This is a genomic window from Morganella sp. B601, assembly GCF_051172335.1.
Taxonomy (GTDB): Bacteria; Pseudomonadota; Gammaproteobacteria; order Enterobacterales; family Enterobacteriaceae; genus Morganella; species Morganella morganii.
In genome coordinates, this window is the sequence record NZ_JBPIZE010000001.1 from 320,647 (window position 1) to 343,355 (window position 22,709).

Consider the following 22,709-nt stretch of genomic DNA (forward strand, 5'->3'; position numbering starts at 1 on the left):
GAATGTCATTGTGTCAGTAGTGTGTAAAAATACAGCGGTCAGCGCCGGTTGCCTTGCTATTTCAGTAATGATCCCGGATAATAGCACCGCCTCATTATTGAGGGTTCCTATGGGGGCTTTGTTGGTTCTCCCGCAACATGAACTTGTTAACTCGGTCAGGTCCGGAAGGAAGCAGCCATAGCAGGGGAATTGTGTGCCGGGATGTCGCTGGCAAGGCCCCCACCCATTTCTGCTGTACCCGTCTCGTGCTTATCCCGTTATTGATACTGTTTGCCTCTGTTTGCACAGCGAGTTTCTTCCGTTATTCATCCGGCGCATATTATTCATGTATTCATAATTTAACATTATCCCTGTCCGCACAAACTCCGGCATTCAGCGGGCAATATCAGATATAAGGATATAGCAATATAGGTAAAATTTGTTTTATGTTCTTAGTGTAAAAGAGAGAGTTTCACATAAAATCGCATGTTCAGGTAAAAATCTTATTTTTGATTTAACCCATTATAGTGGTAAACAGTGAAAATAAAATTTTCGCTATACATTGAGTTTAATAAATGGGTATCGTCATTTAATAATCTGGTGAGTGAAACAAACATAAAATATATGCTTTTGTTATAAATTATATCTGTATCGTAATATACGTAAAGAATAGCGGGATAAATAGCGGGCATGATCGGAAGCCAAAGTCAGTCAGCTGTGCCTTTGGCCCGGGATCACTAAAAATAAGACTATTGCCTGAAAGAGAGGCGGTTACAGCAGGTTGAATTAACGGACAAATTTCCAGACAGATGCCGGGATTTTGTCATACAGTTTATTCATGGTTAATTCGGCCAGACGATGATCGGCTGCTGAATAAAAAACCTCCAGCTCATCATCAGTCAGTTCATATTTGTTCTTCTCAATGACACGTTCCAGTGTTTCAATAGAAGTGCACTTACGTAAGCGCATGAGATAGTCCAGTTTAGTCATCATATGTTATCTTCTTGCTGAGTTGTTAGTACGCAATATACTGATATATAAATCTGTATTCCGTTAGTGGACGAGATGCCCCTCGCTGGTCAGCATGCTGCTTACCAGTGATGCCATCTTCTTCCATTCCTCAACGTCATTAAACGAAACTTCCATCTGACCAAACAGCGCGTAAGTTTCATCGATGTATTCATCGACAAATGAGATGAGATCCTTATTTTGTGTATGTTTTATCTTAAAACTCCAGGCCACGTCAGCAATGTAACCTAATAATTCGTTAAGTTTTAAGTTTGAATCTGAGGCTAAATCATTAACCCAATAATTATTGCTTCTGATGAGGGTTTGTGTGCCTTCACGGCAAAGTTCATCACACAGATACTTCAGTACCGCAATATCGTAATTTCGTGGAGAATACTCGTCCATAATCACCTCCTGAATGTAACCGGGAATGATAAGGCGCTGAAAAACGTTAAATTATAATTAACACATGAGTAAGTTATTACGTTATCGACGTCGGTGTATTATATATATCATCAGCCTTTAATTATAAATAAAGGTAATGTAAAGTTCCGTTCAGCACAAGCGGATAACCAGACGCTGATTACGTGTTAATCTGTTTCAGTCAGTGAACGTGATGTTCCGGAAAAAGATGTGAATAAAAAGGTCTGAGTTAACCCTGTTAGTAATATAACACTATTTCCGCTCTTGTCACTAGCCAAAATACAAAAAAAGTAAATTTAAATGCAGAATAAATGCGATGATACACAGGTGATAATTACTCATCTGCTTAAATTTACTGAATTTTTATGGGAAAGGGCAGGTGATGAATCATAACGTGTTATGACAAAACCTTACATTTGTAAAATGTTATAATTTACATTCATCTATTGTTTATTTAAGTTTTTCTTACTCAAATTTAAAAATATTCATCATGTCAAAAAAATAAAAAAGGTCACTAATGTGACCTTTTTATGTTTAAGCAGGATTAAAATCCGTCAGGACTATCGCTCTTTTGCGTTACCGCATGAGCATGCTCAATGTCCTCATTCTTCTTACTGAAGCGGCGGCGGATAACCACATAGAAGACCGGTACGAAGAAGATAGCCAGTGAGGTTGCGGCGATCATACCACCGAACACACCTGTACCTACGGCGTTCTGTGCACCGGAACCGGCACCGTTACTCAGGACTAACGGAATAACCCCGAGCATAAAGGCCAGCGATGTCATCAGGATAGGACGCAGACGCATCTTAACCGCTTCCAGTGTTGCTTCAATCAGCCCTTTACCTTCTTTCTCCATCAGGTCTTTGGCGAATTCCACAATCAGGATGGCGTTCTTCGCCGACAGACCAATGGTTGTCAGCAGGCCGACCTTGAAGTACACGTCGTTTTCCAGCCCGCGTGCATGGGTCAGCAACAGCGCGCCGATAACCCCGAGCGGAACGACCAGCATAACAGAGAACGGAACCGACCAGCTTTCATATAACGCTGCCAGACAAAGGAAGACGATAATGAGTGAGATGGTATACAGTGCAGGCGCCTGGTTACCGGACATTTTTTCCTGATAAGACATACCTGTCCACTCAACGCCGAAGCCCGGCGGCAACTCTTTTGCCAGGTCTTCCATCAGGTTCATCGCATCACCACTACTTTTACCCGGTGCGGCACTCCCCTGAATCTGCATAGCCGGTAAACCGTTGTAACGCTCCAGACGTGGTGAACCAAATGACCACGGATCTTTCTTCGTATCAACAAAGGCGGAGAACGGAACCATCTGACCGTTGTTATTGCGGACATACTGTTCAGAAATATTCTGAGGAAGCATACGGAATTGTGCATCACTCTGAATATAGACTTTTTTGACACGTCCGCGATCGATAAAGTCGTTGACGTATGTTCCGCCGAACATGGTGCTCATTGTCGCATTGATAGTGCTGATGTCCACACCTAATGCTTCAGCTTTCTGCTGATCAACATAGAGATGATACTGAGATGTATCTTCCATCCCGTTCGGACGAACCTGAACCAGCATATCCGGATGTTTGCCTGCAAGTCCCAGTAACTGGTTACGGGCCTGAGTCAGAGCTTCATGCCCGTGGTTGGCATTGTCCATCAGTTCAAGGTCAAAGCCGCTGGATGTGCCGAGCTCAACAATTGCCGGAATGTTGAACGCATAAATAATTGCGCCTGAATTCTGGCTGAATTTCGCGTTGGCACGGCCGACAATAGCTTCCACTTTATCTTCTTTCGCTTTACGTTCATCCCAGTTTTTCAGGACAACGAAAGCCAGACCCATGTTCTGTCCCTGACCGGCGAAACCGAAGCCGTTAACGGTAAAGGCAGATTCCACCACATTTTTCTCAGTATTAATGAAGTAATCGCTGACTTCATTAAGGACAACCTGAGTCTGTTCCTGTGTGGAGCCCGGAGGTAACTGAACCATGGCAAGGAATACCCCCTGGTCTTCTTCCGGTAAGAAGGAAGACGGCAGGCGGACAAACATCACAATCATGGCTGCAACCAGCACAACATACAGCAGCAGATAACGACCGGTACCGCGCAGCATGCGGCCCACGCTGTCAGTATAGTGGTGAGTCTGTTTCTCAAAGATCCGGTTGAACCAGCCGAAGAATCCGGTCTGAGCACCGTGGCTGCCCTGTTTGATAGGCTTCAGCATGGTGGAACACAGGGCCGGTGTCAGAATTAATGCCACTAATACTGACAGAATCATGGCTGATACGATAGTTACAGAGAACTGACGGTAAATTGCCCCGGTTGAACCCCCGAAGAAGGCCATCGGAATAAATACCGCAGAAAGCACCATGGCGATACCCATCAGGGCACCCTGAATCTGCCCCATAGATACTTTTGTGGCTTCTTTCGGCGGCAGGCCGGTTTCCTGCATAACACGTTCAACGTTTTCCACCACCACGATGGCGTCATCCACCAGCAGGCCGATGGCCAGCACCATCGCGAACATCGTCAGGGTATTTATCGAATACCCGAAAGCGGCAAGAACGGCGAATGTACCTAATAACACGACCGGAACAGCGATAGTCGGGATCAATGTTGCGCGGAAATTTTGCAGGAACAGATACATCACCACAAACACCAGCATGATTGCTTCGACCAGTGTTTTCACCACTTCGAAAATGGAGATTTTAACGAATGGAGTTGTATCGTAAGGATAAACAACCTGCATTCCGTCCGGGAAATACGGCTGCATTTCAGCCAGCTTTTCACGAACTGCGTTTGCTGTATCCAGGGCGTTGGCCCCTGTGGCAAGTTTAACCCCGATACCGGCAGATGGTTTACCGTTATAACGCGCGATAATCCCGTAGTTCTCTGCACCGAGTTCCACATAAGCAACGTCTTTCAGACGGACAACAGAACCGTCAGTATTCACGCGCAGCATGATTTCCTGGAACTGCTCAGGGGTATTCAGCCGGGTCTGTGCAATGATCGATGCGTTCAGACGCTGATCTTTAACAGAGGGCGTTCCCCCGAGCTGACCGGCAGCAACCTGGTTGTTCTGAATTTTAATCTCATTAATAACATCGATAGTGGTCAGGTTGTACTTCACCAGTTTATCGGGATCGAGCCAGATACGCATGGCGTACTGGGTACCGAAGAGCTGGGTTTCCCCCACACCGGTTACACGGCTGAGCGGGTCTTTCACGTTTGAACCGACATAGTCCGCAATATCATCCTGCGTCATGTCTTTATCATCGGAAATAAACGCGGCAACCAACAGGAAGGAGCTGGTTGATTTCTGAACCGTAATCCCCTGCTGCTGCACTTCCTGCGGCAGTAACGGCATAGCCAGCTGCAGTTTGTTCTGTACCTGAACCTGGGCAATATCCGGATCGGCGTCAGCTTCAAAGGTCAGCGAGATACTCATGTTACCTGCTGAGTCACTGGTTGAAGACATGTACACCATTTTGTCGATACCGTTCATGTTCTGTTCGATAACCTGGGTTACCGTATTCTGAACCGTCTCGGCATCCGCACCCGGATAGGTTGCGGAAATCGAAATCGCCGGCGGGGCAACAGTCGGATACTGTGCCACCGGCAGTTTCATGATCGCCAACAGACCTGCAAGCATGGTAATAATGGCGATTACCCATGCAAATATCGGTCTTTCAATAAAAAACTTTGGCATGAATCACTGACTCCTTATTGGGACTTCCTGGCAGATTCAGTTTCTTTCGGCGCAGCTGTTGCCGGCTGTGCATTTAAATCCACCTCTGTTGCCTTAACGACAGCACCCTGCTTGATTTTCTGGAAGCCTTCGACAACAACACGTTCGCCGTTATTCACACCGGCGGTAACCAGCCATTTGTTACCATATGCCTGGCCGACAGTGACCGGACGGACTTCGATTTCGTTTTTGGCGTTAACCACGTTAACCACCGCACCGCCTTTTGCTGTACGGATAACCCCTTGCTGCGGAACCAGGATGGCGTCAGGACGCACACCTTCATCCACACGGGCGCGGACAAACATGCCCGGCAGCAGGGATTCCTGCGGGTTAGGGAACACAGCACGCATGGTGATGGAGCCGGTGGTTTCGTCGACAGTCACATCGGAGAATTCCAGATAACCTTTATGGGTATAATCTTTGTTTTCAGCTGTCACCAGGGTGACCGCAACTTTGCCCTGTTCTTTATCCACGGCACCGCTGGCGATTTCGTGTTTCAGACGCAGATAATCATCGCTGGACTGAGTTACATCCACATAGATAGGGTCAATCTGCTGAACCAGTGTCAGCGGCTGGCTCTGACCTGTTGCCACTAATGCACCTTCAGTCACGTTTGATTTACCGGACAGACCGGAAATCGGTGAAGTGACTTTGGTGTAGTTCAGGTTGATTTGTGCTGTCTGAACAGCTGCCTGTGCAGCCCGGACCGCAGCCTGAGCCTGTGCATGTGTGGAGACAGCCTCATCATAATCCTGGCGGCTGATATAGTTTGTTCCCAGCAACGGTTTATAGCGGTTCACTGTCAGGCGGGCCAGTTCGGCATTCGCTCTGGCTTTTGCCAGTTCAGCCTGCGCGCTGTTCAGCGTGGCCTGAAAAGGAGCCGGATCAATTTGATAGAGCGATTCGCCTTCTTTGACGTCACTTCCTTCTTTGTAGTTGCGTTTTAAAATAATGCCGCCGACCTGAGGGCGCACTTCCGCGATGCGGTAAGCAGAAGTTCGTCCCGGCAGTTCCGTGCTCACTGTCAGTGGTGCAGCTTTCAGTGTGACGACTTTAACATCCGGCGGTGGCATTTCGCCCCCTTGCTTCTGCTCTTCACCACATCCGGACAGCAGAAAGCTCCCGGACAGAACGAGCATCGCCAGAGGTAGAACGCCTCTGTTTTTTCGCATAGTAAACCTCTATAAAATGTCGATTTTTAACCGGTAAATATGGTTGATTAACTAATAAATCAGCGTGCTATAATACAAACATACACGAATGTATGTAAATTAACTTCAGATGACACAGGCCTTACATGGCACGAAAAACTAAACAACAGGCCGGAGAAACCCGCCGGCAGATTATTGATGCCGCGTTAACCGCCTTCAGTGAGCAGGGCGTGTCTGCGACGTCATTAGTGGATATTGCAAAGCAAGCAGGTGTGACCCGTGGTGCGATCTATTGGCACTTCAAAAATAAAGTTGATCTGTTTACTGAAGTCTGTTCGATAACCGATACGAAAATTGGCTTTATTGAACAAGAGTATCGGGCAAAATACCCGGATAATCCACTTTTAGTGTTTAAGAAAATATTAATTTACATTCTGACGTCTGTGGCTTCTGATCCCAAAATGCGGGCTATTCTGAGCATTTCATTTCATAAATGTGAATTTACCGGTGAAATGAGCGAATTAATTACCATCAGACAAAATTTATATGCTGCGGAATACTCAAGAATAGAGTCGTTCCTGATTGAAAGCGTTACACTGGGGCTGCTGCCGTCAACCCTCGATCTACGCCGTGCGGCTATCATGCTGCGCGGAATGATAACCGGGCTGTTAGAAAACTGGCTCTTTTCCAGCGAGAGTTTTAATATCAGCGGGCAGGCTGAATATTTGGTTGACGGTTATCTGGATATGTTAATGCTCAGTAAAAATATGCAGCTACCGCCGGCAGACGCCTGATTTACATTTTATAACATTAACCTTAAGGATATCATGTATGAAGCCTGTATTAATTATTGCCAATGGCGCTGCGTATGGCAGTGAATCTTTATTTAACGCACTGCGTCTGGCAATTGCGATTAAAGAGCAGGACAGTCAGGTGCCGATGAATGTTTTTCTGATGTCAGATGCGGTGGTCGCCGGGTTACGCGGTCAGCAGCCGAAAGAGGGTTATAACCTGAAACAGATGCTGGAGATCCTGGTGGCACAGAAAACAGACATCAGGCTGTGTAAAACCTGTACCGATGCCCGCGGTATCACTGAGCTTCCGCTGGTGGACGGCGTGCAGGTCGGGACACTGGCCGAGCTGGCGCAGTGGTCACTTGATGCAGAAAAAATCATTACCTTTTAATCAGATAACCTGAAACAGACAGCCGGGGAAGGGCAGATACAGGTGGATATTATTATGAAGCGAATCAGCCGTGTCCCGGCTTCCGGTCTGCTGAGGCAGATTTTCCTCCGTCTTTTTACCTGTTTCATATTTCTGCTGCCGGTGCTGGTTCAGAACAGCGCGGTGGCGGCCGTACAGGATATTCCTGACCGCAACACCATTCAGACCGAACTCAATGCCCTGAATAACCGCAAAGAACAGACTGCCGCTGATAAGCTGTCAGTGCAGGATCTGGAGCGGGCGCTGGTGTTTTATGACAATCTCGATGCCCTGAAAGAAAAATCACAGGCACTGAAAAAACGGGTGGATGAAGCCCCGAAACTGTCAGATCAGGTCACACAAAAATTAACGCAGATAAAATCATTAACTGATGAAGGACTGGCGGAATACCGGGCCTCCATTGAGAATCTGCCGCTCTCACAACTGGAGCTGAAACTTAACAGCACTCTTGAGGCGTTGCAGACCGCACAGAATAACCTCTCTTCTTATAACAGTGATCTGATTGCTCTCCAGACTCAGCCTGAGCGTGCGCAGAATATTATGTACGGTAATGTGCAGCGTCTGCAGCAGATCCGCGTCCTGCTGAATGATTCGATGGCGGCCCAGAAAGTGCTGCGGCCGACAGAAATTGAAGCCCTTCAGGTGGAGCAGTATTACTTACAGCAGCAGATTGATTATCAGAAACGGGCATTACAGTCGAACACCCAGTTACAGAATCTGCTGCAGGTGCAGCGTGACTATGTGGTGGAGCGCATCAAACAGCTGGAAAGCAATATTGATGTGATTCAGGAAACGGTCAGCGGCAAGCGGCTGGATTATTCGGAAGAGGCGGCCAAAGAGGCGCAGAGTTCGGATGATACCCAGCGCAATATGCAGGATGATCCGCTGGTGCAGCGTGAAATCGCGCTCAACCATGATTTAAGTGAAAAACTGGTCGCCGCCACCCGGGATAATAACCAGCTGGTGCAGCGCACTATTAAGGTACGCAGTATTCTGGATCGCGCACTGCAATCCGAGCGCAACCTCAAAGAGCAGATCACCGTGCTGCGCGGCAGCCTGCTGCTCTCCCGTATCCTGTTTAAAGAGCAGATCTACCTGCCGCCGGATTTGCTGATTAAAGATTTGCCGGACCGGATTGCGGATATGCGTCTGGCGCAGTTTGAAATCAACCAGCAGCGCGACAAGCTTTATCAGCCGGACAATTTTGTCAGCACCATGATTGACGAGTACGCCAAAACTCATGATATGCCGGCGACCGCAGCAGAGCTGCGGGCTCAGAAACATGCGCTGATGCAGGTGGTGTCTGTCCGTCAGGATTTACTGGATCAGCTGAATACCCAGATGGGTAACCAGATTTCCCAGGCGATTAATCTGCAGCTCGATCAGACCCAACTGGTCACCGTGGTGGCTTCGCTGGAGAAAACCCTCGCGCAGCAGATTTTCTGGGTCAACAGTAACAAACCGGTTAACCTGGCCTGGTTCCAGTCCTTCCCGGGCGCGGCCAAACAGGAGCTGACGTCACTGGATCTGAACTGGTCGCTGCAAAGCCTGATCAACGGTTTTGTCGATTCCCTCTTTATTACCATTCCTCTGCTGATTATTGCGCTGCTGCTGCGTTTCGGCACCAAGAATATTGATACCAAACTGGCTGAAATTAATGCTGATGTCGGGCGGCTGAAAAAAGACCGCCAGATCTACACACCAATGGCGCTGGGACTGATGCTGATCAAAACCCTGCCGTCCTCACTGTTTGTGATTGCCTTCGGCTATTTCTGCCTGAAAACCGGAAGTGCGGATTCCGCACTGATGTGGACTATCTCCCGCCAACTGGCTCTCTTCTGGGTGCTGTTCGAGTGGAGTTACCGGATTATGAAGCCGGAGGGGATTGCTGTCACACACTTCGGGATCGATCCTGAAGTCTGCCGTACCGGCCGCCGCAGACTGGTGCGCCTGGCACTGCCGCTGCTGCCGATTATGCTGTGGGCGGCTTACGGGATGGAATACCCGCTGCGTCTGGTGGATGATGTGATTGGTCAGCTGGTGGTGCCGGTGGCCCTGGTGTTTGTCTTTGCATTCACACTGCCGTTCTGCATTGAGATCTGGCGCGAGAAGGGCTCTCACCTGGTGCGGGCGTTCCTGCTGACCTTACTGACATTCTCCCCGCTGGTACTGGTGGTGCTGGTCGGGCTGGGCTATTACTACACGGCACTGCGCCTGAGCAGCCGCTGGATAGACAGCCTCTATCTGCTGCTGCTGTGGTATATCGTCTATCATACCAGTCTGCGCGGCCTGGCACTGGCAGCACGGCGTCTGACCTATCAGCGCGCGCTGGCCCGCCGTCAGAAACAGCAGGTTCAGCATAAGGAGCAGCATGAGGGGGATGATGTCCCGGATGTGATTGTGGAAGAGCCGCCGATGTCGATGGAGCTGATTAACCAGCAGTCACTGCGTCTGACCTCGATGGTGCTGTTTATTGTCTTTGCAGCGGCGTTCTACGGTATATGGTCTGATTTTATTACTATTTTCTCCTTCTTTGACAGTATCACGCTGTGGCATTACAACGTCGATACCGCGCTGGGGAATGTGGTGGAAGCGATCACGCTCGGGGATCTGATCCTGTCTGTCCTGATTGTGGTGGTGTCCTGGATAATGATGCGCAACCTGCCCGGTCTGCTTGAAGTCCTTGTGCTCTCGCGGCTCTCGCTGCGCCAGGGCACCTCGTACGCTATCACCACCATTCTGACTTATCTGATTGTCGGGATCGGGACGATTGCCGCGTTTGGCACCCTCGGGGTGTCGTGGGGTAAATTACAGTGGCTGGCAGCAGCCTTAACCTTCGGTCTCAGCTTCGGGTTACAGGAAATCTTCGCTAACTTTGTTTCGGGTATCATTATTCTGTTTGAACGCCCGATCCGCATCGGCGATACCGTCACTATCGGTACTTTCTCCGGTACGGTTAACAAGATCCGCATCCGTGCGACCACGGTGATTGATTTTGACCGCAAAGAAGTCATTATCCCGAACAAAGCCTTTATGACCGAGCGCCTGACCAACTGGTCACTCTCTGATACGGTAACGCGGATTGTGATTAATGTCGGTGTGGCTTACGGCTCGGATCTGGCGAAGGTGAAAGAGGTCTTGCTGAAAGCGGCTACTGATAACCCGAAAGTAATGACCGACCCGGCGCCGGGTGTGTATTTCACCGAGTTTGGTGCCAGCAGCCTCGATCACCAGCTGCGTTTCTATGTGCGCACTATCGGCGACCGCAGTGCCACCACGGATGAAGTGAACCGCGCGATTGACCGGATGGCGCGCGAAAACGATATTAATATCGCCTTCAATCAGCTGGAAGTGTATCTCCACGATCAGAACAGCGGCAAAGAAGTACAGGTGCAGGGAAAAGAGAAGGATGACGGCGCTCAGCCGGCCTGATCATCTCCGGTATCGCGCAGTTTGTTTTCATAATCGCGGCGGACAATCTGTAACGCCGCGAGCACGGTTGCGGCCGGGATGCGGTTCTCTTCCAGCAGACAGATAAGATCGACCGCCAGTTTTACCTCATCGGGGGCATTTTCAAGACTCATGGGGTATCCGGTATCTGATTAAAATTCGGTGCCGTCGTGGCGTTCAATCTGCCGCTCTATCCGCCGCAGTGCCTGACGGCAGCGGACAAGGCGCCCGGCCAGTGCCGCCAGCTCTTTCTGCAGCTTTTGCTGTTCGGCAAAGGTCTGTGCGCGGCCGAGTGCCAGTTCGCGGTCATCGGTCATCTGAGCCAGGCGGCGCTCATAATCCTGATGCTGCGCCAGACGCTGATACAGATCCACCTGGCTGTCCCGTTTCACATAGCTTTGCTCTTTCTGCCGCAGCGCCTGAGTGGCGGCCTCACGGTTGAGTGCCGCAATCTGGGCGACAATTTTTTCTGCCAGAAAGCGTACCTGTTCAGCCCGGTTTTCATCCGCGCACTGCTCAAGCTGGTCAGTATGGTGCAGTAGTTCATCCATGCACAGGCGCAGGGTTTTATTACGGGCGGCGAACAGGGTATCATCGAAGCGGCGCTGGCTCAGTTCCCGGTCTGCTATCGGGGCAATCTGCTCTTCCAGCGCGCTGATTTTCTGCCGCAGCGCCTGTAACAATTGTCTGGTGTTCATTATCCGCCTCAGTGAAATGTGCCCGGGATCGTCGTTGAGGATCTGTTGAGGATCTATAGTTACAGAAGCATTTTTTAGTCTGTTTGATATAAAACAACAAATAATCGGCAAAGTCACGGGATACGGTTGCAATTTTCCCCTGATTTGCATAGATTCTGAGGTTTCGTGTTATCTCTATGGCACCCATTATGAGCGCAACTGCTGAACAACTGCAATTTATTAAAGAAAGTATCCGGACTATCCCTGACTATCCTAAGGAAGGGGTACTGTTTCGCGACATCACCACATTACTGGCCAATCCGGAAGCCTATCGTCTGACGATTGATATGCTGGTGGAGCATTTCGCAGACAAAGGGATCACCAAAGTCGTGGGCACTGAAGCCCGTGGATTCTTATTCGGCGCACCGGTTGCGTTACGTCTGGGTGTCGGCTTTGTGCCGGTCCGCAAAAAAGGGAAATTACCGTGTGATACCCTCAGCGAGACCTATGATCTGGAATACGGCACTGATACCCTGGAGATGCATAAAGACAGCATCAGCAGCGGTGACAACGTGCTGGTTGTCGATGATCTGCTGGCCACCGGCGGTACCGTCAATGCGACCATCCGTCTGATCCGCCGTCTGGGCGGTGAAGTGCATGAAGCGGCCTTTATTATCGGCCTGCCTGATCTCGGCGGCGCGGAACGCCTTGAAGCGGAAGGTGTGCACAGCTTCTGCCTGCTGGAATATGCCGGCGGCTGAGTCTCTCCCCGTATTAAACGCAAACTCAGCCTCGCCCATTGTGGTGAGGCTGTGGTAGCATGATGGAAAATCATGTTCACTCTCTGCGGAATCCATGAGCTATCAAGTCCTTGCCCGTAAGTGGCGACCACAAACATTTTCACAGGTTATCGGTCAGCAGCATGTTCTGACAGCGCTCGCAAACGGGCTGGAACATCAGCGGCTGCATCATGCCTATCTCTTTTCCGGTACCCGCGGGGTCGGAAAAACCACCCTGGCACGCCTGTTTGCCAAAGGTCTTAACTGTGAACAGGGCATCACGGCTACGCCGTGTGGTAAATGCCAGAACTGCCTTGAAATTGAGCAGGGGCGGTTTGTTGATCTGATTGAGATCGATGCCGCATCGCGCACCAAGGTGGAAGATACCCGTGAACTGCTGGATAACGTCCAGTACGCCCCGTCACGCGGACGTTTCAAAGTTTATCTTATCGACGAAGTTCACATGCTCTCCCGTCACAGCTTTAATGCGCTGCTGAAAACCCTGGAAGAGCCGCCGGAGCACGTCAAATTCCTGCTGGCAACCACCGATCCGCAAAAACTGCCGGTGACGATTTTATCCCGCTGCTTACAGTTCCATCTCAAAGCGCTGGATGTGGATCAGATCAGTCAGCAGCTCGATACCATTCTGACCGCAGAACAGATTGAAAACGATGCCCGTGCACGGCTGTTACTGTCCCGTGCCGCAGACGGCAGTATGCGTGACGCGCTGAGTCTGGCGGATCAGGCGATTGCCCTGGGCGCCGGAAAAGTGACCACTGAGGTGGTGACGCAGATGCTCGGCACCCTGGACGACGAACAGCCGCTGACTATCCTGGAAGCCCTGGTGAAAGGGGATGGCGTTCAGGTGATGAACGGCGTGAATGATGCCGCATCACGGGGCGCGGACTGGGATAATCTGCTGACAGAAATGCTGGCTGCGCTGCATAAAATCGCCATGCTTCAACTGCTGCCGGTACAGGATAACAGTGCCGGGGTGACAGAAGAACGTCTGCGCATCCTGGCAAGAGCTATTGCCCCGGCGGATCTGCAACTCTATTACCAGACACTGCTGGTCGGCCGCAAAGAGCTGCCGTATGCCCCTGACAGACGCATGGGCGCCGAAATGGCGCTGCTGCGCGCACTGGCATTTCATCCGCGTAATGTGATTGATGAAGTGATCACCGCGCCGTCCGTGGCACCGGTCTCTCTGCCGTCACAACCGCAGACAGCGGCTCCGGCTGCACCGGTACGCAGTACGCCGCCGCCGGTGATGCCGCAGGAAACGGAAAACAACCCGACAGCCCAGTTGCTGAAAGCCCGTGACGCACTGAACCGGCAGGAGATCCCGCCGTCAAAAAAGTCTGAGCCGGTTACCTTAACTGAGAAGGGTAAACCGGCGAACTCAGCACTGGAGCGACTCGCTGCCGTGACTGAAAACCGCCGGGGCCGTGCTGTGTCTGCACCGCAGCCGAATGCATCCGGTAAACCGCAGCCGTATCAGTGGCGTCCGCAGAAGCAGGATGAACCGGAAGAGAAAACACCGGTTGCGCGGCCGAAAGATATCAAAAAAGCCCTTGAGCACGAAAAAACGCCGGAAGTGGCTGAAAAACTGGCTGTTGCCGCCCGGGAACGGGATCCGTGGGCGGCGGATATTGATAAAATGCAGCTGCCGAAACTGGTGCAGCAATTGGCGCTGAATGCGGTGAAAGAGCAGACCGGGGAAGACAGTATCTGTCTGCACCTGCGCACCTCACAGCGCCACCTGAATTCAAAATCAGCACACAGCGTGCTGAGTGATGCACTGAGTGAACTTTATGGTAAAGTTATCAGTCTCACAATTTGTGAAGACGATGATGTCAGCATGAAAACGCCGCTGGAATGGCGGCAGGCTATCTATGAAGAGATGCTGGCGCAGGCGCGTCAGTCCATTGTGACGGATAAAACCATTCAGACTCTGCTGACCTTTTTTGATGCGGAACTGGATGAAGAGAGTATCCGGCCTGTTTAACCACCTTGCGTTAGAATACGCAATTTAGTCAAAGAGAGAAAACTATGTTCGGTAAAGGCGGTTTGGGCAATCTCATGAAACAAGCCCAGCAAATGCAGGATAAAATGCAGCAGATGCAGGAAGAGATTGCAAATACGGAAGTCACCGGTGAATCCGGTGCAGGCCTGGTTAAAGTGACTATCAACGGCGCACATAACTGCCGCCGCGTGGAAATCGATCCAAGCCTGATGGAAGACGACAAAGAGATGCTCGAAGATCTGATTGCTGCCGCATTCAATGATGCCGCGCGTCGTATCGATGAAACCCAGAAAGAAAAAATGGCGTCAGTCTCCAGCGGAATGCAACTGCCGCCGGGCTTTAAGATGCCGTTCTGATGCAAACCAGTCCGCTTCTTGAAGCACTGATGGACGCCCTGCGCTGCCTGCCGGGCGTCGGGCCGAAATCGGCACAGCGTATGGCGTTTCAGCTGTTACAGCGCGACCGCAGCGGCGGAATGCGCCTGGCACAGGCACTGACCCGCGCCATGTCGGAAATCGGCCACTGCCGGGACTGCCGGACCTTTACCGAGCAGGAACAATGCACTATCTGCGCCAACCCGCGCCGTCAGCAGACCGGTCTTATCTGTGTGGTGGAAAGCCCGGCGGATATCCACGCGATTGAGCAGACAGGGCAGTTCTCCGGCCGCTACTTTGTGCTGATGGGACACCTGTCACCGCTGGACGGCATCGGTCCGATGGATATCGGGCTGGATAAACTGGAGGAGCGGCTGTCTCAGGAAACCATCACTGAGGTGATCCTGGCCACCAACCCGACAGTGGAAGGGGAAGCCACCGCCAACTATATTGCGGAAATGTGCGCGCAGTATGATGTCTCCGCCAGCCGTATCGCCCACGGCGTACCAGTCGGCGGTGAGCTGGAAATGGTGGATGGCACGACCTTGTCCCACTCCATCGCAGGACGTCAGAAAATCCGTTACAACAGCGATTACTGACGGCGGTTTCTGCCTGTTACCCGGACAGACGGCCTGTGCCGTCTGTCACTTTTCCTCAGAATTGTCACAAAAAATTCCCCGTTTGCCTTGAAAACCCGGAGACCGGCCCCACCTGATTTTTATCCTGTTTTTTTTCGTTGATAAGTCAGTCTGAGGTTATTCATGAGTCTGCAAGAACAAGAAACCCGTGGTTTTCAGTCAGAAGTAAAACAACTTCTGCAGTTAATGATCCACTCACTTTATTCCAACAAAGAAATTTTCCTGCGTGAGCTTATCTCCAACGCCTCTGATGCGGCCGATAAGCTGCGTTTCCGTGCCTTATCCGACAGTTCACTGTATGAAAATGACGGTGATCTGCATGTCCGTCTGTCCGCGGATAAAGAAAAGCGCACGCTGACCATCAGTGATAACGGTATCGGGATGACCCGCGATGAGGTTATCGACAACCTGGGTACCATTGCCAAATCCGGCACCAAAGCCTTCCTCGAATCACTCGGCTCTGACGCGGCCAAAGACAGCCAGCTGATCGGCCAGTTCGGGGTGGGTTTCTATTCCGCCTTTATCGTGGCGGACAAAGTCACTGTGATCACCCGTGCGGCGGGTGTGCCGTCTGATCAGGCGGTGTTCTGGGAATCTGAAGGGGAAGGGGATTACTCCATCGCCAAAACCCATAAGGATTCACGCGGTACCGAAATCACCCTGCATTTCCGTGAAGGGGAAGATGAGTTCCTCGATGACTGGCGTCTGCGCTCGGTTATCGGCAAATATTCCGACCATATTGCGCTGCCGGTGGAAATCGAAAGCAAAAATGAAGAAGACGGCACTGTTATCTGGGAAAAAATCAACAAAGCTCAGGCACTGTGGACGCGCAATAAAAACGACATCAGTGATGAAGAATATAATGAGTTTTACAAGCATCTCTCCCATGACTTTGCGGATCCGCTGACATGGGCGCATAACCGCGTGGAAGGGAAGCAGGAATACACCAGCCTGCTCTATATCCCGTCCGTGGCTCCGTTTGACCTGTGGCACCGTGACCAGCGCCGTGGCCTGAGCCTGTATGTCCAGCGCGTGTTTATCATGGATGACGCGGAACAGTTTATGCCGAACTATCTGCGCTTTGTGCGCGGCCTGATAGATTCCAATGATCTGCCGCTCAACGTTTCCCGTGAGATTTTACAGGACAGCGCCGTCACCCGCAGCCTGCGCAGCGCACTGACCAAACGTGTTCTGCAGATGCTGGAAAAACTGGCCAATAATGACGCGGAAAAATACCAGACATTCTGGCAGCAGTTCGGCCTGGTTCTGAAAGAAGGTCCGGGCGAGGACATCACTAATGCGGAACTGATCGCCAAACTGCTGCGTTTTGCCAGCACGAAGGAAGACACCTCCGCGCAGACCGTTTCCCTGGCGGATTATGTATCCCGCATGGCGGAAGGTCAGGAGAAAATTTACTACATCACCGCAGACAGCTATGCGGCTGCGAAAAACAGTCCGCACCTGGAACTGTTCCGTAAGAAAGGTATTGAAGTGCTGCTGCTCTCCGATCGCATCGATGAGTGGATGATGAATTACCTCAATGAATTTGATGGTAAAACCTTCCAGTCTGTCAGTAAAGCGGATGAATCGCTGGAAAAACTGGCGGATGAAGATCCGGCAGCGAAGGAAGAAGCGGACAAAGAGCTGGCACCGTTTGTTGAGCGTGTGAAAACTCTGCTCGGCGACCGTGTGAAAGAGGTGAAACTGACCCATCGTCTGACCTCCACTCCGGCGATTGTCACCACTGACGCCGATGATATGAGCACACAGATGGCGAAACTGTTTGCCGCCGCCGGCCAGCAGGCACCGGAAGTGAAATACAACTTCGAGCTGAATCCGGAGCATCCGCTGGTGAAACTGGCCGCAGAACAGCAGGACGAAAGCCGCTTTGCCGACTGGATCAATCTGCTGCTCGACCAGGCACTGTTTGTTGAACGCGGAACCCTGGAAGATCCGAACGAATTTGTTTCCCGGATGAATAGTCTGTTATTAGGCTAAAAACAGGCGTTCCCGCGCCGGGTGAGCACAATCGCGCATAACCCGCTTAAAAACCACATGATTTCATGACGATCATGTGGTTTTTTTATTGAAATGAGGAAAAACGAACGTCAGAGTTTCCCCGCTTTTCTTGAGTCCATACCCTGACAAATGGTATGGTAGCTTGTTTTTATCCGAATTATAAAAAAGCAACCAGCAAGGGGTTTACGCAATGCGTATTATTCTGCTCGGCGCTCCGGGCGCCGGTAAAGGGACTCAGGCTCAGTTTATCATGGAAAAATACGGGATCCCTCAGATCTCGACGGGTGACATGCTGCGTGCAGCAGTGAAATCCGGCAGTGAATTGGGTCTCCAGGCAAAAGAACTGATGGACAACGGCAAATTAGTGACTGACGCATTAGTTATCGCACTGGTTAAAGAGCGCATCAAACAGGATGACTGCCGTAACGGTTTCCTGCTGGACGGGTTCCCGCGTACCATTCCGCAGGCAGATGCAATGAAAGAAGCCGGTATCACCGTTGATTTCGTTCTGGAATTTGATGTTCCGGATGAGATTATCGTTGACCGTATTATCGGCCGTCGCGTACATGCGGGCTCAGGCCGTGTGTATCATGTAAAATACAATCCGCCGAAGACAGAAAATAAAGACGACGTGACCGGTGAAGAACTGACCATCCGTAAAGATGATCAGGAAGAGACCGTCCGTAAGCGTCTGGTGGAATACCATCAGCTGACTGCACCACTGATCCAGTACTATCAGAAAGAAGCTCAGATGAGTGACGTGAAATACAACCGTATTGACGGCACCCGTCCGGTAAGCGAAGTCAGTCAGGAATTAGCCCGTATCCTGGGTTAATCCGGCACTTATTTCTGTCAGGCAGCCAAACGGCTGCCTTTTTTTATCCTGCGCCGCCAACGAACCTGCGGACAAAAGGATGAAGGACAATGTTCAAAATCATTTTGTTTGCAGGCAGGCGGCAAGCGAAGGCACACCGGGAGCATACATCAGTATGTGACCGGGTGACAGAGAGAAGCCAACGAACCTGCGGATAAAAGGATGAAGAACATGGCAGAAAAGAATAAGAATCATTACATACAATACATTACCCTGACAATCATTCTCAGTTGCTGACAGGATTTTCTGATGACAAATCAACACAAACGCGGCGTTTTACTGGTTAACTTAGGCACTCCGGATGCGCCGGAAACCCCGGCGGTAAAACGCTATCTGAAGCAGTTCCTGAGTGACCCGCGTGTGGTGGATGTCTCTCCGCTGCTCTGGCAGTGTATTCTGCGCGGTATTGTACTGCCATTCCGCTCGCCGCGTGTGGCGAAGCTTTATCAGTCTGTCTGGATGGAAGAGGGTTCTCCGCTGCTGGTATACAGCCGCCGTCAGCAGGCGGCACTGGCGGCACAGATGCCGGGTACACCGGTGGAGCTGGGGATGAGCTATGGTTCACCGTCACTGGAATCCGCCGTTGATGCCCTTCTGGCACAGGGGGTGACGCATCTGGATGTTCTGCCGCTGTACCCGCAGTATTCCTGCTCAACCACTGCTGCGGTGTTTGACGGGCTGGCGGATATCTTTAAACGCCGCCGGACATTCCCGTCACTGCATTTTATCCGCAGTTACGCGACACATCCGCTCTATATTGAGGCGCTGGCGCAGTCAGCGGAGGCCGCGTTTGCGGAGCACGGGGTACCTGACCGGCTGATTTTGTCCTATCACGGTATTCCTGTCCGTTATGCGAAAGAGGGCGATGTTTACCCGGCAGAATGTGAAGCAACAACGGCATTGCTGCGGGAAAGGCTCAATTTCCCGTCTGAACATATCATGCACACTTATCAGTCCCGTTTTGGCCGTGAGCCGTGGCTTACGCCTTATACTGATGAAACAATGAAGTTATTACCCTCAAAAGGTGTGAAATCTGTTCAGGTGATGTGCCCGGGATTTTCGGCTGACTGCCTGGAAACGTTAGAGGAAATTAAGGAACAGAATAAAGCATTCTTTTTGTCTTCCGGCGGGGAGGAATATCATTACATTCAGTCCCTTAATGACGCTGATATTCATATAAAGCTGTTGCAAGAGTTGGTTGGCTAGTTTTTTCGCATTCCAATCTGGAATAGTCCGAAATATACCACTGTTATGCGTAGAATTTTGAGAAATTAATGTTAACATTAATCATGTAACAATTAATTAGCTGAAAAATGATAGATATTATTGTTCATTTTAAGTGAAATTCAGTATTTCATCGCAGACAGGACAGGTGCTACGGACATGGTGAATGAGAAGGGTTCAGTGAACCTGAATAATGACGAGATCGATATTATTGATCTGCTGAAACTGTTATACCGGCATAAGGTTTTTATCGTCATTGTGACCGTATTATTCGCTGCCGCCGGGTTCGGTGTCTCCAAAATACTGCCGCAGAAATGGACCAGTACCGCCGAAGTGACAGCAACAGAGCTCCGCGATATGCCGGAGCTGGATAAAGTCCGTCAGCAGATGAATGCACTCAATGTGACTGCGGTATCTGATCTGCCGGCTGCATTTAACGTGTTCGGTACTGTCTGGCAGTCGCCGTCAGTACAGGAATCATTCCGCCTCTCACAGGGCGATACTGCTGTTTCCGGCTCTTTTGGTTTTCAGAAAACGGACGGCGATATACTGAAACCGGCTACTGCCAAAGTGACCTTCACTGCGGCAGATCCGCAGACAGCACAGCAAATATTGTCGGATTACCTCGATTACACCGCACAATACAGTCAGAATGTAATGCAGACGCAGTTACAGGAAAACCTGGCCGCTGCGCTGAGTGCCGGTCAGAGTCAGTATAATGTGGCGCTGGTGAGAGCGGAACATCAGCGGGAGCAAACGCTGGCTTACCTGGCTGCGGCTGAACGGGTTGCACCGGCGGCGGCATCTGTCCCGCCTCAGAATCCGGAAGCTGACCCGGTTGCCTCTTACAGTGCCATGGGGCGTCCGGCTGTGATGCAGATGAGAGACTCCCTGAAAGCACTGGATTTACCGGACGTGGATGCGGAACTTCTGGACAGAGCCTATGCGCTGAAAGCTATCAAAAGTATCGCGCCTTTCTCTCTGAACATTGTTCCGTTCACCGTGACCGAATCCCCGGATCTGCCGGTGGTGAAAGACGGCCCCGGCACTAAAATGTATCTCATCGCATCCGCCTTTTTAGGGTTTATTCTGTCAGTTATGGCGGTTTTCGCATGGAATATGTTTGTTAACAGAAAAAAATCAGCATAATTTCCGGTTGAGCGGACATTGAGGGTTCTGTCCGCTCACATTCTTCCCTTCGTTATGATAAAATACGCCATCTTTTTTTCCGGCCATGAACCTTTATGAAATTCCCCGGCAGACGCAAATCCAAACACTATTTCCCGGTCAGCCTGCGTGACCCGTTATTACAGCCTGTCCAGCTGATGAAAGATGATGAAAATACCCGCGCGTATATCGTTGGTATTGATCAGACGCTGGTGGATATCGAAGCCAATGTAGATGATGATTTTATCTGCCGTTATCAGCTCAGCCGCGGGCATTCGCTGGTGATTGAGGATGATGTGGCTGAAGAACTGTATCGTGAGCTGATTGAGCGTTCACTGATCACCCATGAATTTGCCGGTGGTACTATCGGTAATACCCTTCACAATTATTCTGTTCTGGCGGACGACCGTTCTGTGCTGCTGGGCACCATGTGCAATAATATTCAGATTGGCAGCTATGCCTATTATTATCTGTGCAACACCTCCAGCCGTATGGATCTCAACTATTTACAGGGTGTCGACGGCCCGATTGGCCGCTGCTTTACCCTGATCAGTGAAAACGGTGAGCGGACATTTGCCATCAGCCCCGGGCTGATGAACCAGCTGCGTCCGGATAGTATTCCGGAAGCGATTATTGCGGAAGCCTCCGCACTGGTACTGACCGCCTATCTGGTGCGCTGCAAACCGGGCGAACCGATGCCGGATGCCACCATGAAAGCTATCGAATATGCCCGGAAACATGATGTTCCGGTAGTTCTGACTCTGGGCACCAAACATGTGATTGCGGAAGATCCGCAGTGGTGGCGTGATTTCCTTGCGGAAAATGTCTCTGTGCTGGCAATGAATGAAGAAGAAGCACTGGCACTGACGGGCATTGCCGACCCGCTGCTGGCGTCAGATAAAGCCCTGGACTGGGTGGATCTGGTGTTGTGTACCGCAGGTCCTGCCGGGTTATATATGGCCGGTTATTCAGAAAAAGAATTTATGCGCGAAACCACCCACCCGCTGTTGCCGGGCGCGCTGGCGGAGTTTAACCGTTATGAATTCAGCCGCGCAATGCGTCAGAAAGATTGTCAGGACGCGGCGCGGGTCTATTCCCATATCGAACCTTATATGGGCGGCCCGGATAAGATAATGAATACCAACGGTGCCGGCGACGGGGCATTATCCGCATTACTGCATGATATTACGGCCAACAGCTATCACCGGATGAATATCCCGAACTCCAGTAAGCATCAGCGCCGTTATCTGACATACTCTTCACTGGCGCAGGTCTGCAAATATGCCAACCGTGTCAGCTATCAGGTACTGATTCAGCACTCACCGCGTCTGACCAAAGGGTTACCGGACCGGGAAGACAGCCTGGAAGAGTCATACTGGGAACGCTGATAACAATAACTGATATAAAAAACGCCGGAATTATCCGGCGTTTTTTTATCAGGAATAACAATATAAATGTCAGACAGAATTAATATTTATATGTTATCGAACATAATTATAAGGTATGATATTAAAATTAACTTAAATGGAAAATAATTCATCTTATAATGATGTCCAGCGTGATGTAAAAATAATCTGAATCCCGTAAATAAAAGATCATAATATCTGTTATGATCATGTATTCTGATAAATCCATATCATCCGGATGAGTGTCTTTTTCTCCAGAGGAGGTGTGATGCCTGACGCCGGCCAGTATTTTATTGCAGTATTACTGAGTCTTGTAAATGTCATCTGTTTCAGGGGGTAATACTAAAACAAAAAATAATAAATAGAGTCATTATATCCATATTTATATCAATATTATTTGTCACTGTATTTCCTCTTTTAAAATTGAGTATATTAAAAGAAATGTATTTCAATTTTTCATTTTTTACAGATATTAATTATGCTATCGCGATTATTACAGGAGGTGTTATTAATCTGATCTCACTATGGGT

18 protein-coding genes and 1 other RNA gene are annotated in these 22,709 nt (G+C 50.3%); 13 read left to right on the forward strand and 6 right to left on the reverse strand.

All coding sequences use genetic code 11. The features are described 5' to 3' along the window. Window positions 1-119: 119 nt before the first annotated feature. Window positions 120-216: signal recognition particle sRNA small type (ffs, locus tag ACSBQN_RS01475), an RNA gene on the forward strand. 549 nt (window positions 217-765) lie between these two features. On the opposite strand, the gene ACSBQN_RS01480 is transcribed toward ffs, so the two are convergent. The 4 genes from ACSBQN_RS01480 to ACSBQN_RS01495 form a co-directional block, all read right to left on the reverse strand. Continuing rightward, window positions 766-969: an HHA domain-containing protein gene (locus ACSBQN_RS01480; RefSeq protein ID WP_024474604.1), complete on the reverse strand. Its 204-nt coding sequence runs from the start codon at window positions 967-969 to the stop codon at window positions 766-768. Window positions 970-1,032: 63 nt separating this feature from the next. Continuing rightward, window positions 1,033-1,392, reverse strand: a complete 360-nt coding sequence (gene tomB / locus ACSBQN_RS01485; RefSeq protein ID WP_004236473.1) for an Hha toxicity modulator TomB — start codon at window positions 1,390-1,392, stop codon at window positions 1,033-1,035. Between the two features lie 562 nt (window positions 1,393-1,954). Further along, window positions 1,955-5,131, reverse strand: coding sequence for an efflux RND transporter permease subunit (locus ACSBQN_RS01490; protein ID WP_024474605.1), 3,177 nt, complete (start codon window positions 5,129-5,131; stop codon window positions 1,955-1,957). Between the two features lie 14 nt (window positions 5,132-5,145). Beyond that, complete coding sequence (locus ACSBQN_RS01495; protein ID WP_024474606.1) at window positions 5,146-6,342, reverse strand: efflux RND transporter periplasmic adaptor subunit; 1,197 nt, start codon at window positions 6,340-6,342, stop codon at window positions 5,146-5,148. Between the two features lie 125 nt (window positions 6,343-6,467). On the opposite strand from ACSBQN_RS01495, the gene acrR reads away from it, so the two are divergent. The 3 genes from acrR to mscK are packed head-to-tail and all read left to right on the forward strand — an operon-like array spanning window position 6,468 to window position 10,977. Next, window positions 6,468-7,115, forward strand: coding sequence for a multidrug efflux transporter transcriptional repressor AcrR (gene acrR / locus ACSBQN_RS01500; protein ID WP_004236476.1), 648 nt, complete (start codon window positions 6,468-6,470; stop codon window positions 7,113-7,115). 37 nt (window positions 7,116-7,152) lie between these two features. Beyond that, window positions 7,153-7,506, forward strand: coding sequence for a DsrE/DsrF/TusD sulfur relay family protein (locus ACSBQN_RS01505; RefSeq protein ID WP_024474607.1), 354 nt, complete (start codon window positions 7,153-7,155; stop codon window positions 7,504-7,506). Window positions 7,507-7,560: 54 nt separating this feature from the next. After that, a complete protein-coding gene (mscK, locus tag ACSBQN_RS01510; RefSeq protein WP_080740576.1) occupies window positions 7,561-10,977 on the forward strand; it encodes a mechanosensitive channel MscK in 3,417 nt (1,138 codons plus the stop codon). Here the strand turns inward: mscK and rsmS are convergent. Beyond that, window positions 10,965-11,129 carry a pleiotropic regulatory protein RsmS gene (gene rsmS, locus ACSBQN_RS01515; RefSeq protein ID WP_071233360.1) on the reverse strand — a complete coding sequence of 55 codons (165 nt, stop codon included), beginning with the start codon at window positions 11,127-11,129 and terminating at the stop codon, window positions 10,965-10,967. The two genes, mscK and rsmS, sit on opposite strands and share 13 nt — an antisense overlap. Window positions 11,130-11,147: 18 nt before the next feature. Next, window positions 11,148-11,693 carry a primosomal replication protein PriC gene (priC, locus tag ACSBQN_RS01520; protein ID WP_036406466.1) on the reverse strand — a complete coding sequence of 182 codons (546 nt, stop codon included), beginning with the start codon at window positions 11,691-11,693 and terminating at the stop codon, window positions 11,148-11,150. Between the two features lie 176 nt (window positions 11,694-11,869). Between priC and apt the strand changes: the two genes are divergently transcribed. From apt to ACSBQN_RS01565, 9 genes are all read left to right on the forward strand, one after another. Next, entirely contained in the window at window positions 11,870-12,433 is a 564-nt protein-coding gene (gene apt / locus ACSBQN_RS01525) for an adenine phosphoribosyltransferase (protein ID WP_024474610.1), read from the forward strand. 94 nt (window positions 12,434-12,527) lie between these two features. Further along, a complete protein-coding gene (gene dnaX, locus ACSBQN_RS01530) occupies window positions 12,528-14,459 on the forward strand; it encodes a DNA polymerase III subunit gamma/tau (RefSeq protein ID WP_354633168.1) in 1,932 nt (643 codons plus the stop codon). Window positions 14,460-14,503: 44 nt separating this feature from the next. Beyond that, on the forward strand, window positions 14,504-14,833 hold the full coding sequence (locus tag ACSBQN_RS01535) for a YbaB/EbfC family nucleoid-associated protein (RefSeq protein WP_015422952.1): 330 nt from the start codon (window positions 14,504-14,506) through the stop codon (window positions 14,831-14,833). Then, window positions 14,833-15,450 carry a recombination mediator RecR gene (gene recR / locus ACSBQN_RS01540; RefSeq protein ID WP_004236484.1) on the forward strand — a complete coding sequence of 206 codons (618 nt, stop codon included), beginning with the start codon at window positions 14,833-14,835 and terminating at the stop codon, window positions 15,448-15,450. Before ACSBQN_RS01535 ends, recR begins: the two co-directional genes overlap by 1 nt. Window positions 15,451-15,612: 162 nt before the next feature. Continuing rightward, on the forward strand, window positions 15,613-17,487 hold the full coding sequence (htpG, locus tag ACSBQN_RS01545) for a molecular chaperone HtpG (RefSeq protein WP_220730813.1): 1,875 nt from the start codon (window positions 15,613-15,615) through the stop codon (window positions 17,485-17,487). 211 nt (window positions 17,488-17,698) lie between these two features. After that, on the forward strand, window positions 17,699-18,343 hold the full coding sequence (adk, locus tag ACSBQN_RS01550) for an adenylate kinase (RefSeq protein WP_004236486.1): 645 nt from the start codon (window positions 17,699-17,701) through the stop codon (window positions 18,341-18,343). A 288-nt stretch (window positions 18,344-18,631) separates the two neighbouring features. Beyond that, a complete protein-coding gene (gene hemH, locus ACSBQN_RS01555; RefSeq protein ID WP_036406455.1) occupies window positions 18,632-19,588 on the forward strand; it encodes a ferrochelatase in 957 nt (318 codons plus the stop codon). Between the two features lie 177 nt (window positions 19,589-19,765). Further along, window positions 19,766-20,755 carry a Wzz/FepE/Etk N-terminal domain-containing protein gene (locus ACSBQN_RS01560; RefSeq protein ID WP_024474614.1) on the forward strand — a complete coding sequence of 330 codons (990 nt, stop codon included), beginning with the start codon at window positions 19,766-19,768 and terminating at the stop codon, window positions 20,753-20,755. A gap of 95 nt (window positions 20,756-20,850) precedes the next feature. Continuing rightward, on the forward strand, window positions 20,851-22,161 hold the full coding sequence (locus tag ACSBQN_RS01565; protein ID WP_024474615.1) for an inosine/guanosine kinase: 1,311 nt from the start codon (window positions 20,851-20,853) through the stop codon (window positions 22,159-22,161). Window positions 22,162-22,709 lie beyond the last annotated feature (548 nt).

Bases quoted from the DNA above. Each gene is read 5' to 3' on its own strand.
- ACSBQN_RS01495 (WP_024474606.1), bottom strand. From the start codon at position 6,342: ATGCGAAAAAACAGAGGCGTTCTACCTCTGGCGATGCTCGTTCTGTCC.
- recR (WP_004236484.1), top strand. From the start codon at position 14,833: ATGCAAACCAGTCCGCTTCTTGAAGCACTGATGGACGCCCTGCGCTGC.
- ACSBQN_RS01535 (WP_015422952.1), top strand. From the start codon at position 14,504: ATGTTCGGTAAAGGCGGTTTGGGCAATCTCATGAAACAAGCCCAGCAA.
- ACSBQN_RS01565 (WP_024474615.1), top strand. From the start codon at position 20,851: ATGAAATTCCCCGGCAGACGCAAATCCAAACACTATTTCCCGGTCAGC.
- ACSBQN_RS01560 (WP_024474614.1), top strand. From the start codon at position 19,766: ATGGTGAATGAGAAGGGTTCAGTGAACCTGAATAATGACGAGATCGAT.
- rsmS (WP_071233360.1), bottom strand. From the start codon at position 11,129: ATGAGTCTTGAAAATGCCCCCGATGAGGTAAAACTGGCGGTCGATCTT.
- hemH (WP_036406455.1), top strand. From the start codon at position 18,632: ATGACAAATCAACACAAACGCGGCGTTTTACTGGTTAACTTAGGCACT.
- ACSBQN_RS01505 (WP_024474607.1), top strand. From the start codon at position 7,153: ATGAAGCCTGTATTAATTATTGCCAATGGCGCTGCGTATGGCAGTGAA.
- adk (WP_004236486.1), top strand. From the start codon at position 17,699: ATGCGTATTATTCTGCTCGGCGCTCCGGGCGCCGGTAAAGGGACTCAG.
- htpG (WP_220730813.1), top strand. From the start codon at position 15,613: ATGAGTCTGCAAGAACAAGAAACCCGTGGTTTTCAGTCAGAAGTAAAA.
- ACSBQN_RS01490 (WP_024474605.1), bottom strand. From the start codon at position 5,131: ATGCCAAAGTTTTTTATTGAAAGACCGATATTTGCATGGGTAATCGCC.
- priC (WP_036406466.1), bottom strand. From the start codon at position 11,693: ATGAACACCAGACAATTGTTACAGGCGCTGCGGCAGAAAATCAGCGCG.
- acrR (WP_004236476.1), top strand. From the start codon at position 6,468: ATGGCACGAAAAACTAAACAACAGGCCGGAGAAACCCGCCGGCAGATT.
- dnaX (WP_354633168.1), top strand. From the start codon at position 12,528: ATGAGCTATCAAGTCCTTGCCCGTAAGTGGCGACCACAAACATTTTCA.
- tomB (WP_004236473.1), bottom strand. From the start codon at position 1,392: ATGGACGAGTATTCTCCACGAAATTACGATATTGCGGTACTGAAGTAT.
- ACSBQN_RS01480 (WP_024474604.1), bottom strand. From the start codon at position 969: ATGACTAAACTGGACTATCTCATGCGCTTACGTAAGTGCACTTCTATT.
- apt (WP_024474610.1), top strand. From the start codon at position 11,870: ATGGCACCCATTATGAGCGCAACTGCTGAACAACTGCAATTTATTAAA.
- mscK (WP_080740576.1), top strand. From the start codon at position 7,561: ATGAAGCGAATCAGCCGTGTCCCGGCTTCCGGTCTGCTGAGGCAGATT.